Origin of the sequence: Lentzea aerocolonigenes (assembly GCF_000974445.1) — a bacterium.
GTDB classification, from domain to species: Bacteria; Actinomycetota; Actinomycetes; order Mycobacteriales; family Pseudonocardiaceae; genus Lentzea; species Lentzea aerocolonigenes.
This window is the reverse complement of the sequence record NZ_BBOJ01000021.1, coordinates 205,401-218,440: the sequence shown is the minus strand read 5'-3', so window position 1 is coordinate 218,440 and position 13,040 is coordinate 205,401. Positions and strand designations below refer to the sequence as shown.

Sequence of the window (13,040 nt, the reverse complement as noted above, 5' to 3'; positions counted from 1 at the left end):
AATAGCGCTCCACGACCACGCCCGCGATGCCGGTGCGCACGGCCGCACGCACCGACCGCCGCGGCCGCGCACCGACCCTCGCGGCCACGCCTTCGTTGCCCGGCCAGGCCTCAGCCCGCGACCGTCGCACCTGCGGCCCGTTGTCCGGCCAGGCTTCAGCGGACGCCCGCCGCACCTGCGGCCCGCTGTCCGGTCAGGCCTCACCCGGCGACCGGAGTCCGTTTCCTCGCCAGCGGTACCAGCAGCGACCCCGCCGCGACCACCGTGGTCACCGCAGCCGCCGCCGCCCCGGCCCCTGGGGAGTAGCGCTCCACGAGCACGCCCGCGATCCCGTTGCCGGCAGCGAAACCGACCCAGTTGGCCGCGATCAGCACGGCGAACGCCTGTGATTTGGTGCCGTCGGTGCTGTAGTCGCCGACGAGCATGGTCTGCAGCGCGTCGGACGGTCCGTTCACCGCGCCGGCGACGGCGAGCACCACCAGGGTCGCGACGACACCTGGACCCAGGCCGATCGTGGCCACCAGCAGGCCGAACAGCGTGAGCGCGCCGACCAGTTGCAGGAGTGGCGATCCCGGCAACCTCGTGCCGCCGTAGAGGAAACTGCCCACCGCGCCACCGCAGGCCATGGCGGCGAGCAGCACTCCCGCGCTCATCCGCAAGCCGTCGGCGTGGGCGACCAGTGAGACTTCCAGTGCTCCCAACGAGAACGCGCCCAGCACGACGACCGCCAGCAGGTGTGCCAGCCTCGGGTTCCGGTGCAGGGCCAGGCTTTCCCCGTGTTCGGGACGGTCGAGCTCGATGGCGAGCACGGCCCGTGCGCCGCGCAGCCACCACGTGCCCGCCGCGGAGGTCACGGCGGTGACCACCACCGCGTAGATCGGTGCCAGCACCGCGACCACACCGGCCACGATCAGCGGGCCCGCGATGAAGACGGTCTCGGTGAGCAGTCCGGACAACGAGAACAGCGTGCGCTTCGCCTCCTCGTCGGTGACCCGGGCGATCACCGTGTTGGAGATGGCGCCGGCCGGTGGGGTGCACGCGCCCGCGAGGAACGCGAGCACGGTCAGCGCGGGCGGCCACGGTTGAGTCATCGCGGTCAGGACGAACAGGGTGAAGCAGGTCGACTGGAGCACCGACGCGACGGCGAGCGCGGTTCGCGGGCCGCGGCGGTCGGCGATCCGGCCCCACAGCGGTGAGGTGAACGCGAGCGCCACCGCGTAGGCGCCCGACACCGCTCCTGCGCTCGCATAGCTGCCAGTGGTGCGGTGTGCGACTAGAAGCAGTGCCAGCACCACCATTCCCGCGAGCAACCGGCAGGCGAACGCGGCTCCCATGACCCTGGCCATGCCGGGGAGTGCCAACGCCGTGCGGTACCGGGTCAGTGCGGTCATGAGGCCACGATCGCGGTGGCGCGAACTCGCGGTCAAATGATCGTTCAGCGCAGGGGTATGCGTCCCGCGCATGTCTCCTTCCTTCTCCTGTCAGTGAAATCGCCCAATCGACCGGGTGCGGCAGGCTCACTACCTTGGGTGAAGTCCTCGCAGGACGTGGCGAAGAATTCTTGCAGGAGGGGAAAAATCGATGGCTGTTGAGATTTCTCGGGCCCCGCAGCAGGTCGAGGCCGAGGTGCAGAAGTGCATCACGGCCGCGTGGGACTGCCAGTCGCACAGCTTCATGGGATCACCGGAGACCGTCGAGGCCAACCTCGTCGCGTTGCCGGACGACCTCGTGCAGCGGCGCGTGTACATGCTGATGATCCAGGGCGACGACCGCGCGGAGGCACGCGTCTTCGAGCGGTTCTCGTTGGAGGACACCGACGGCACCGTCTCCACGTGGGCGGAGGGCGACCTCGGTGAGCTCGTCACGCAGATCACCGACGTGCTGGTCCGCAACCGCGGCGTGCACTGCCCCGGCGAGCAGGTGAAGGCGACGATCACGGAGGAGCGGGACTTCATCGTCGAAGGCCCGTCGGCCGCACCGAAGACGGCAGCCGAGGCGTTCTGCGGCCCGCTGGCCGCGTTCAAGAACGACAAGTTCGTCCAGGCCACCGTGATGATGCTCTGCTGATCCGGCGCACGAGAAGGGGACGGCGACGCGCGCCGTCCCCTGGTGGTTCACTCGGCGATGGCGGGTACCGGTTCCGGAACGCCTCCTTCGAGCAGCCACCGCGCGATGATCGCGGCTCTGCTGTGCACCCCGTAGCGCACGTAGAGCCGTTGCAGGTGGGAGTCGACGGTGCGCGCGGACATGCCGAGTCGTTGCGCGATCTCCTTGTCTCCCAGACCTTCGGCGATGAGGGACAAGATCTGTGCCTGACGTGGACTCAGATGCACCAGCGCTACCCCCGAAACCAGTTACTCAGCATGAAAATCATTATCGTCAAGAGATGACTTCCGCGCGACCACAGGATTGTCCGAAGGAATTGGCGTACGGCACCTGGCCGTCCCCGATCAGCGCGTCCGACGTCGCGCGCTCCCGCGTCAGGCTGTCCTTCCCGCAGGCGGCGGGCGGGCAGGTGTGGTGGCAGGAGTCGAAACCGGGTGAGGAAGGCCGCTGCACGGTCGTGCGCTCCGGCCTGATCGAGCTGCCGGCACCGTGGAACGTGCGGAGCACCGTGCACGAGTACGGCGGCCTTTCCCACCTCCCCGTGCGCGACGGGGTGGTGTTCTCGAACTACAGCGACCAACGGGTGTACCTGGCCGACGACGGAGGTGTGCGCGCTCTCACTCCCGCGCCGCACGAGCCGGAAGCACTGCGGTACGCGGACTTCGCACTCTCACCGGACGGCGCCTCGGTGTTCTGCGTGCGGGAACGGCACGACGACGACAGCACCACCAGGTCGATCGTGGTGGTGCCGCTCGACGGCTCCGGTGTGGTGCGGGAGGTCGTGTCCGGCGCCGGCTTCTTCGGTTTCCCCACCCCGTCACCGGACGGCACCCGGATCGCGTTCGTGTGCTGGAACCACCCGGACATGCCGTGGGACGGCACCGAACTGAGGGTCGCGGACCTCGACGGCGGGCTCGGCAGCGTGGTGATGGGCGGCCGGTCCGAGTCCGTGCTGGCACCGGTGTGGTGCGGTGACGCCCTCTACGCGGTGTCCGACCGGTCGGGCTGGTGGAACCTCTACCGCGTCGAACTGAACGGCCGGGTCCGCGCGTTGTGCCCGCGTGCCGAGGAGTTCGCGGAACCGTTGTGGGAGCTCGGGGACCGCACGTTCGCGGTGTTGCCCGACGGACGGCTCGCCGTGCTGCACGGGCGTGGCGACCTGCGGCTCGGTGTGCTCGACCCGGACACCGGGATCCTCACCGACGTGCCGACCCCCTACACGTCGTTCCTGCCCACGTTGTCGGCGGACGGCACGGCCGTCGCCTGCATCGCCGGGGCGCCGGACCGCCCGCTGGCCGTCGTGCGCATCGACGTTACGACCGGGGTAACGGAGTGCCTGCGGGCCGAACTGGACGAGCTGCCGGACGCCGCGTACCTGCCGCGCCCCAGGAGACTCGAGCTCGACGGCATCGGCGGGCACACGGTGCACGCGCTCGCCTATCCGCCGTCCAGCCCGGTGGCGCGAGGGCCCGAAGGCGAGCTGCCGCCGTACGTCGTGTGGGCGCACGGCGGTCCGACCGGGCACGAGGTCGGGCTGGCCGACCTCGCGAAGGCGTTCTTCACCAGCCGGGGAATCGGCGTGCTGGACGTGAACTACGGCGGGTCCAGCGGGTACGGGCGCGGCTATCGCGAGCGGCTGAACGGCCAATGGGGTGTCGTGGACGTCGCGGACGTCGTCGCCGCCGCCCGGTCGCTCGTGAAACGCGGCATGGCAGACGGCAGAAGGCTCGCGATCCGCGGGCCGTCCGCGGGCGGCTCGACCGCGCTCGGTGCGGTGACCACTGGCGTCGCGGCGCACGGGCCGACGTTCGCGGCGGCGGTGTCGTACTTCGGCATCGCGGACTTCGAGTCGCTCGTGGCGCTCACGCACGACTTCGAGTCGCACTACCTCGACGGACTCGTCGGGCCGCTGCCGGAGTGCGTAGAGACCTACCGCGCGCGGTCGGCGATCGGCCACGTCAGCCCCGGCACGTGCCCCGTGCTGTTGTTGCAGGGCAAGGAGGATCCGGTCGTCTCACCCGCACAGGCCGACGCCATGGTCCGCGACCTCGACTCGAACGGCGTCGCGTACGAGCACCTCGTGTTCGACGGTGAGGGGCACGGCTTCCGGCGCGCCGAGACGATCATCGCCTGCCTGGAGGCGGAGTTGCGGTTCTACCGCACCCATCTGGGTTTCTGATACTGATGGAGGGCCCCGGACGCGCGCACCGCGTCCGGGGCCCTCGTCATCCAGCGGTCACACCGCTCAGTGGCTGCACGTGGGACACGTGCAGTTCGTGCACGTGCATGCCTCGCACGTGTCGTTGCAGTTCGGGCAGTTGCACTGGGTCTCACTGAGCATGAGTACCTCCCCTGATCGCGGCATCGCCATATGAACCTATGGCGATGTCACGATGACTGACTGCCGGTCAGTCGCGGGAGACCGCGGCCCTCATCTCTCGGCAAATCCTTCGGTCGTCCCGCGACGACTGGTCAGGTGGCGGCGGAGAAGGCTCGTCCTGGTCGGTCTTCAGGGGGTGGTTGTCGATGCACGTCGCGGTGATCGGTGGCGGAGTGGGCGGGCTGGCCGCGTCGCTCGCGCTGCGCGGAACCGGGGTCCGCACGACCGTGTTCGAGCGGCAGCGCGGGTTTCCTCTGACCGGCGCCGGCGTTGTGCTGTCACCCAACGGTTTGCGCGCGCTGGACGCACTCGGCGTCGGCGACGAGGTGCGCGAACGCGGCCACTGCCTGTCCGTCGAGTCGGAGCACCACGTGAGCACGGTGGACGGTCAGAGCCTCGGCGCGATCCGGTACGGCGAGTTCCACCAGCGCCACGGCGACCCGTTCGTCGTCGTCCGGCGCACGGATCTGAGACAGGTCCTGCTCGACGCGCACGGCCGGTCCGGCCTGCGGACGGGCTTGACGCTGCGGACGGTCCGCGACGGAGACGACGTGGCAACGGCCTGTTTCACCGACGGCTCGCAGTTCTCCGCCGACGCGGTGGTCGGCGCGGACGGCCTGCGGTCCGCCGTGCGCGCTGAGCTCTTCGGTGCGCCACCGCCCCGCCACGTGGCCTCGATGCTGCGCGGCATCACCCGGCGGGAGCTGCCGCCCGGCCGGACCGACGGGTTCACCGTGGTGGGTCCCGGTCTCGGCATCTTCTTCGCCCCGCTCGGTCCCGCGGAGCTGTACTGGACCGCCACGATCAACTCCGCGCAGGACTGGCCGCGTGATCCCGGGGAGTCGATGCGGAAACTCCTGGAACGCCTGGAGAACTGGCCGCCGATCGTGTCCGAACTGGTGCGCGGGGCCGACCCCGAGCAACTCGACGCGACGGACCTCGCCGACCGCCCGCCGCTCGCGGTGTGGAGCAAGGGACGGATCACGCTGCTCGGCGACGCGGCACACCCGATGATCAACTTCCTCGGCCAGAGCGTGAACACCACGCTGGAGGACGCGGTCGTGCTGGCCAGGTGCCTCCACCGCGCGGAATCGGACGACGTCGCCGACGCGCTCACCTGCTACGAGCTCGAACGGATCGGCAGGACCACGAGGATCGGGCTGAGCTCGGCGTCGCTCACCAACGGCGACTGGAGCCAGGACACCGCCGGAATCTTCCGGGACTACCTCGAGAAAGTCCTCAACGGACAGTTCATGGACTGGATCTACGGCTTCTCACCAGACCCGCAGCACGCACGACGATGACACGAAACGGAGGTGCGCCCGTGGGGCGACACGTCGAGATCGCGGGAGCGGGGTTCGCCGGCCTGACGGTGGCGATCGGACTCGCACAGCGCGGGTGGTCCGTCCGGGTGCACGAACGCGGCACCGAGCTGCGCGACTTCGGCGCCGGAATCTTCCTGTGGGAGAACGGTTTGCGCGTGCTCGAGTCGATCGGCTGCGCGGACCGCGTCCTGCTCAGGTCGCACGAGGCGCGGCAGTGGGAGGAACGCGACTCGCGGGGCACCCTGCTGGGCACGCGGCCCCTGCCGCTGCCGGGCGGCCTGCGGATGATCACCCTGAGCAGACTGGACCTCTACACCGCACTGCTGGACCGGGCGCGCTCGCTCGGCGTCGACTTCCGCACCGACTCCCACGTGGTGGAGGCGGATCCCGACGGGTTCCTCGTCGTGGCGGGCGGAACGCGGTGGCCGGCCGACTTCGTGGTGGCGGCCGACGGCATCCGCTCGACCGTGCGCGACCAACTGGGGTTGCTGACCGGCCACGACGTGTTCGGGCTGGGGATGTACCGGTTCCTGGTGCCGCTCGACCGCGCGCCCGGCGACTCCGGTCAGTGGCGCAACTACGTCAACTACTGGAACCTCGAGCACCGGCGGCGTGTGCTGTACGTGCCGTGCAACTCCACGGACCTCTACCTCAGCCTCTCCGCCCCCGACGGCGACGAGGAGGCGATCGGCGAGCGGCTGAACGAGGAGGTCTGGCGTGCCTCGTTCCCGGTGCTCGACGAGGTGCTGACCGGCCTGCCGGTGGCTCCCCGGTTCGACCGGTACGAGGTGCTGCGGCTGAGCCGGTGGTCGGTCGGCTCGGCGGCGGTCGTGGGCGACGCGGCGCACGCGATGCCGGCGACCCTGGGGCAGGGTGCGGGGACGGCCATGACGAACGCGCTGAACCTCGCGATCGCGGTTGCCGAGGCGGACGACATCCCGCTGGCGCTGAAGGCGTGGGAAGCGCAGGAGCGGCAGGAAACCGAAGCCACCCAGGACATGTCCGTGGCCCTGCTTTCCCAGTTGATGCCGCGCAACGGCGAGCACCGTTCCGAGTGGACGGAGGAGGCGCTGCGTCCGGCGACGCGTTCGCCCCGTGAATGACCGGGACACCTCCCACCCGGTGGAACGCCGCCCTCGTACCCGGCTACGAGGGCGGCGTTTCACGTTGCGGGGGCACGGTCGTACCGGGGGATCGACCGAAGTGCTCGTCCAGTGTTCTTTCGGTGTAGCTACGGAGAAGTCTTCGGCACTGCCGCGATGTGTCGCGGTCCGAGGTTTTCCAAGCTGTGAAGGCATCCGCCCGCGGTCCCGAGGAGCTGCCCCATGACTGGTCCGGTGTTGGTGTCGTCCACGGCCACGTTCGTGGACATCGTGCGCGGGAAGGCGAAACGAGCACCTCACGAGGTGGCGTTCGAGCTCGTCGACTCCGACGGTGGCCGGGTCGTGATGACCAGGGGCAGACTCGACGCGCGAGCGCAGGCCGTCGCGGCGGCGTTGCGGGAGATCGCCGAGCCGGGCGACCGGGTGGCGCTCGTGTGCGCCACGACGCCCGAGTTCATCGAGAGCTTCTTCGGCGCCCTCTACGCCGGTGTGTGCGCGGTGCCCTGTCTCGCGCCCGCGACGACGGTGAACTCCCCGCGGCGGCGCCGTTTCCAGCGGATCGTCGGTGACGCGCGGCCGACCGTCGTGGTGGCCGCCGGCGCCGACGTGGAGCTGCTGCGGTCGGCCTGGCCGGAGGACACCGCGCAGCCCGCCTGGCTGCACGACGAGGACATCACCGAACGGACGCTGACGTCGGAGCCGATCGCGCCGGAGGAGCTGGCGTTCCTGCAGTACACCTCGGGATCGACGAGCGATCCCAAGGGCGTGATGGTGAGCCACGCCAACCTGACCGCGAACCTGACAGCGCTGCGGGACGGGTTCGGGTTCACGCCGGACGACACGTTCGTGAGCTGGATCCCGTTGTTCCACGACATGGGGCTCGTCGGGGTGCTGCTGTGCTCGCAGTTCACCGGGTCGCGGTGCGTGCTGATGCAGCCGCAGGCGTTCGCGGAGAAGCCGATGCGCTGGCTGAACGAGCTGTCCGAGCAGCAGGGCTCGGTGGTCGCCTACGCCCCGAACTTCGCTCTGCGCCTGTGCGTCGACCGCACGACGGAGACCGACCGGTCCTCGTTGGACCTCTCCCGGTTCCGGCGGCTGATCATCGGTGCCGAGCCGATCACGCCGCGCGTGGTGCGGGAGTTCCGGGACGTGTTCTCCGGCACCGGGTTGCGGCCGGAGGCGCTGACACCGGCGTACGGCCTCGCGGAGATGACGCTCGGCGCCACGTGCTCGGTGGACGGTCCGCCGTCGTTCCTGGAGGTCGACGCCGCCGAACTGGAGCAGGGCAGGGTCGCCGCACCGCGGGGCGGGCGGGCCAGGGAGCTCACCGGCTGCGGCACGCCGTTTCCCGGTTGTGCCTTCGAGATCGTCGATCCGCAGACCGGCGCACGACTGCCCGACGACCTCGTCGGCGAGGTGTGGCTCGCGGGTGATTCCGTCACCCGCGGCTACTGGGAGATCGACGACGACACGACCTTCACCGCGCGGACGGCCGACGGCGGCGGGCCGCACCTGCGCACCGGCGACCTGGGATTCCGCCACGAAGGATCGCTCTACCTCACCGGCAGGATGAAGAGCCTCGTGATCATCCGTGGCCGCAACATCTTCCCGCACGACGTGGAGGAGGTGGCGGGAGCGGCGGCGGAGGAGGCGGTGTCCGGCGTGGCAGCCGCGTTCGCCGTGCCCGTCGAGGACGAGGAACGGCTCGTCGTCGTGCAGGCCGTGCGTGCCACCAGGACCACCGACCTGGCCGCGGTGGCCGAGGCCGTTCGCCGCGCGGTCGTGGCCGAGTTCGAGGTCGAACCCCACGACGTCGTGCTCGTCCGGCCCGCCGGTGTTCCCCGCACCACGAGCGGGAAGATCCAGCACGCCGCCTGTCGCCAGTCCTATCTGGACGGTGCGTTGCCCGCACTCGCGAGCAGCAGGGACACCAGGACGGAGGCAGGTGGGTTCGACCGTGCCGCGCTGGTCTCGATGACGCCCGCGGCGCGGCGCGGTGCGCTGGAGGCGTGGCTGCGCCAGCAGATCGCGATCGCCGCGCGGTTGTCGCCGTGGCAGATCGACAGCGGTGTGCCGCTGACCGGCCTCGGCGTGGACTCCCTGCGGTTGATGGAGTTCCGCGGGACTTTGGAACGGGAGCTCGGCGTGCGGCTGACGAGCACCACCGCCGTGCTGGACGCCATCGTGGACGAGGTGCTCGGTGAGCTCGACCGGCCGGAGCCGTTGCCGGTCGCGGGAATCGTGCCCGACCCGGCGCACCGCTTCGAACCGTTCCCGCTGACCGACATCCAGTACGCCTACCTCGTGGGCCGCAGCGAGACGTTCGAGCTGAGCGGTGTCGCCACGCACGGCTACGTGGAGCTCGACGCCGTCTCGCTCGACCTCGAACGGCTGGAGGCGGCGTGGCGCGAGGTGGTCGACCGGCACGAGATGCTGCGCGCGGTGGTGCTGCCCGACGGCACGCAGCAGGTGCTCAGGACCGTTGAGCCGTACCGGATCGTCGTGGATCCCTCCGCCGACGAGAAGTCCGTGCTCGCGGTGCGGGCGCGGATGTCGGCGCAGATGCGCCCTGTCGGCGAGTGGCCGCTGTGGGAGGTGCGGGCGAGCCGGTTCGCCGACGGACGGGTGCGGGTGCACGTCAGCTTCGACCTGCTCGTCGCCGACCTGTGGAGCCTTCGGCTGGTCATGCGGGACTGGGCGCGCTACTACACCGATCCCGGCGTGGAGCTGCCGGAGGTCGTGCTGTCCTTCCGCGACTGCGTCCTGGAACGGGCACGTCAGCAGGAGTCGGCGCGGGCGAGCGCCGCGATGGCGTACTGGCGGGACCGGCTCGACACCATGCCGGGCGCGCCGGAGCTGCCGCTCGTGGTCAGCCCGCGTGACGTCGAGCGGCCCGTGTTCGTGCGCCGGTCGCGCCGGATCCCCGCCTCGACGTGGCGCAGGGTCAAGAAACTGGCCTCCGGGCACGGAGTCACGGCCTCCACGACGCTGCTCGCCGCGTACGCCGCGGTGATCGGCCGCTGGAGCCGGTCGCAGCACTTCACGTTGAACGTGACGCTGTTCAACCGCCCGGCGGTGCACCCGGACATCGCCGAGGTGGTCGGCGACTTCACCTCGATCGACCCGCTCGAGATCGACCTGCGCGAGCCGGTGCCGTTCGCGGGTTTCGCACAGGCCGTGCAGACCCAGCTCTGGAACGACCTCGCACACGACGCGGTGAGCGGTGTGCAGGTGTTGCGCGAGCTCGCACAGGCACGCGGCACGGCCACGGGCGCACTCACGCCCGTCGTGTTCACGAGCGGTGTCGGCTACCAGGGCGAGGACGAGTCGCTGTTCCCGATCGAGCTGGGCCGCACCGGGTACACGGTGTCCCAGACGCCCCAGGTCTACCTGGACCACCAGGCGACCGAGGACACCGGCGCGCTGACGCTGTCGTGGGACTCGGTCGACGAGCTCTTCCCCGCGGGTGTGCTGGACGACATGTTCGCCTCCTACTGCACGCTGGTGGAGAGTCTGGCCGACGAGGAGTCGTGGCAGGCGTCGGACGTGGCGTTGCCGCGGTGGCAGGAGATCCTGTTCGACGACGTCAACGCGACCGAGGGCGAGCTGCCGGAACAGCTGTTGCACGAGGCCGTGTTCGCCCGCGCACTGTCCACTCCGGACGAGCCCGCGGTCTGGGCCGGCCGGTGGCTGACCTTCGGCGAGCTGTGCGGCCGTGCTACCGCCGTCGCGGAACGGTTGCGCGCCATGGGGATTCGTCGCGGTGCCGCGGTCGGGGTCGGTTTGCGGAAGGGCTGGCGGCAGATCGTCGCGGTGCTCGGCGTCGCGGCGGCCGGCGGGATCTACGTGCCGATGGCGCCGGACCTGCCGAGGGAACGCAGGCGCTGGCTGCAGAAGCACTCCGGTGTGTGCTGCGTGGTCACCGAGGAAGCGCATCTGGACGCATGGTCCGGCGTCGCCACGCTCGACGTCGACGTCGACGGCTGGGAGGAGGCGGACGTCGCGGCCTGGGAGTGCCCTGCCCAGCCCGATGACGTCGCGTACGTGATCTACACGTCCGGGTCGACCGGCACGCCGAAGGGAGTGGCGGTGACGCACAGGTCGGCGCTGAACACGTTGGCCGACGTCTGCGAACGTTTCGGCATCGGCGCGGAGGACCGTTCCCTCGGCCTGTCGTCGCTGAGCTTCGACCTGTCCGTGTTCGACGTGTTCGGCGTGCTGGGCGTCGGCGGCGCGCTGGTGCTGCCGGAACCGGAGGCGGCACGGGACCCAGGCCGGTGGCGGGAGCTCGTCGTCGAGCACGGCGTGACGGTGTGGAACTCGGTTCCCGCGTTGGCGCAGATGTTCTGCGCCCACGCGGAAGGCGAGCAGGACGTGGTCGGCCTCAAGGTCGTCATGTTGTCCGGCGACTGGATCCCGGTGGACCTGCCGGAGCGCCTGCACGCCGTGGCACCGGGTGTCTCCGTGCTGAGCCTCGGCGGTGCCACGGAGGCCGCGGTGTGGTCGATCTTCTTCCCCGTCGAGGACGTGGACCCCGCCTGGGTGTCGATCCCGTACGGGAAACCGTTGCGCAACCAGAAGTTCGCGGTGGTCAACGAGCGTGGTGAGCGCAGTCCGGTGTGGGTGACCGGTGAGCTGCTCATCGGCGGTGACGGCGTCGCGACGGGGTACTGGCGGGACGAGGAGCGGACCGCGCGGAGCTTCGTGTCCGCGCTGGGCGGTGACCGCTGGTACCGCACCGGTGACCTCGGCCGGTACTGGCCGGACGGGGTGATCGAGTTCCTCGGCCGGGAGGACTTCCAGGTCAAGGTCGGTGGCTACCGCATCGAGCTGGGGGAGATCGAGCACGCGCTCACGGCGCACCCCGACGTGCGGCAGGCGGTCGTGATCGCGTCCGGTGACCGCGGTGACAAGCGGCTGGTCGCCTTCGTCACCACCGAGGAGAAGAAGGCGGAGGACGCCGGGGACGTCGAACTGGATCCGGCCCGCCGGATGGAGTTCACGCTGGCGCGGCACGGTCTTCGCCGGTTGTCCGGCCAGGCGGTGCCGCTCGTCGACGCCCCGCGGCCGCGCACGAGGTCGAGCCGGCGGGCGTTCCTCGGCGAACCCGTTCCGTTCGAACGGCTGAGCAGGCTGCTCGGCGCGCTGCGGGCCCGTGCGGGAGACCGCGCGTTGCCCGCCTACGACTACGGCTCCGCGGGCGGCCTCTACCCCGTGCAGACGTACGTGTGGGTCAAGTCCGACCGGGTCGACGGCCTGCCCGGCGGCGCGTACTACTACGACCCGGACGCGCACCGGCTGGTGCGGTGCTCACCGGACGAGGAAGGCCCGGGGCCCGACTTCGCGGCCGCCTCCCGGTCGCTCTACGACGGTGCCGCGTTCGCGATCTTCCTGGTCGCCGACCACGCCGCGATCGAACCGCTGTACGGCAAGCTCGCCCGCGACTTCACGCTGATCGAGGCCGGACTGGTCACGCAGCTGCTGGAGACCACGGCGACCGGCTGCGAGCTCGGGCTCTGCCAGGTCGGCGGCACCAGGCAGGACCGGATCACGGACCTGTTCGCGCTCGGTGAGTCGCACGAGCTGCTGCACGTCGTGGTCGGTGGCGTCCCGGACGACCAGCCGCCGGCGGAGGGTTCGCTCGCCGAACGGCTGACCGAGCACCTGACCAGGCGCCTGCCGGGCTACATGGTGCCGTCGGTCATCCGGGTCGTCGACGACCTTCCCCTGTCCGGTCAAGGGAAAGTCGACCGCGGTGCGCTGGCCGCGCAGAGTGTCGCGGTCGCGCGGAGCACCGCGTACGAGGCGCCAGCGAACGAGCTGGAGCAGCTGGTCGTCGACATCGCACGGGACGTGCTCGGCGGCGTCGAGGTCGGAGCGCGCGACAACTTCTTCGAGCTCGGCGCCAGCTCGGTCCGCGTCACGTCGATCTACCAGCGGTTGCGTGCCGCGCTCAACCGGGACTTCCCGCTGCTGACCGTTTTCGAGTGCCCGAACGCACGGGCGCTCGCCCAGCGCCTCGCCGGTGCGGACGACGACCGCGCCGCCGCGCGCAAGGGCAGTGACCGCGGCAGGCGGCTGCGGGCTTCCCGCCAGCGCCGCCGCTCCTGAAAACCCCCGACGCAC

7 protein-coding genes are annotated in these 13,040 nt (G+C 70.7%); 5 read left to right on the top strand and 2 right to left on the bottom strand.

Annotation, left to right across the window (positions count from 1 at the left end; all coding sequences use genetic code 11):
• Positions 1 to 200 precede the first annotated feature (200 nt).
• Positions 201 to 1,391 (bottom strand): MFS transporter, encoded by a 1,191-nt coding sequence (locus AOM45_RS35875; protein WP_030471134.1) that lies wholly within the window; start codon positions 1,389 to 1,391, stop codon positions 201 to 203.
• Between the two features lie 190 nt (positions 1,392 to 1,581).
• Between AOM45_RS35875 and AOM45_RS35870 the strand changes: the two genes are divergently transcribed.
• Positions 1,582 to 2,067 (top strand): hypothetical protein, encoded by a 486-nt coding sequence (locus tag AOM45_RS35870; RefSeq protein WP_030471135.1) that lies wholly within the window; start codon positions 1,582 to 1,584, stop codon positions 2,065 to 2,067.
• Between the two features lie 47 nt (positions 2,068 to 2,114).
• Here AOM45_RS35870 and AOM45_RS35865 read toward each other — a convergent pair whose 3' ends face one another.
• A complete protein-coding gene (locus AOM45_RS35865) occupies positions 2,115 to 2,333 on the bottom strand; it encodes a response regulator transcription factor (RefSeq protein WP_030471136.1) in 219 nt (72 codons plus the stop codon).
• Positions 2,334 to 2,386: 53 nt separating this feature from the next.
• On the opposite strand from AOM45_RS35865, the gene AOM45_RS35860 reads away from it, so the two are divergent.
• The 4 genes from AOM45_RS35860 to AOM45_RS35845 all read left to right on the top strand — a co-directional run bounded on the left by AOM45_RS35860 (position 2,387) and on the right by AOM45_RS35845 (position 13,025).
• Positions 2,387 to 4,285, top strand: coding sequence for a S9 family peptidase (locus tag AOM45_RS35860; protein WP_030471137.1), 1,899 nt, complete (start codon positions 2,387 to 2,389; stop codon positions 4,283 to 4,285).
• A gap of 347 nt (positions 4,286 to 4,632) precedes the next feature.
• Positions 4,633 to 5,790 carry an FAD-dependent monooxygenase gene (locus AOM45_RS35855; RefSeq protein ID WP_051784302.1) on the top strand — a complete coding sequence of 386 codons (1,158 nt, stop codon included), beginning with the start codon at positions 4,633 to 4,635 and terminating at the stop codon, positions 5,788 to 5,790.
• Between the two features lie 20 nt (positions 5,791 to 5,810).
• Positions 5,811 to 6,914, top strand: a complete 1,104-nt coding sequence (locus AOM45_RS35850; protein WP_035912388.1) for an FAD-dependent oxidoreductase — start codon at positions 5,811 to 5,813, stop codon at positions 6,912 to 6,914.
• Positions 6,915 to 7,136: 222 nt separating this feature from the next.
• Positions 7,137 to 13,025, top strand: a complete 5,889-nt coding sequence (locus AOM45_RS35845; protein ID WP_051784303.1) for a non-ribosomal peptide synthetase — start codon at positions 7,137 to 7,139, stop codon at positions 13,023 to 13,025.
• The last annotated feature ends 15 nt before the right edge of the window (positions 13,026 to 13,040 follow it).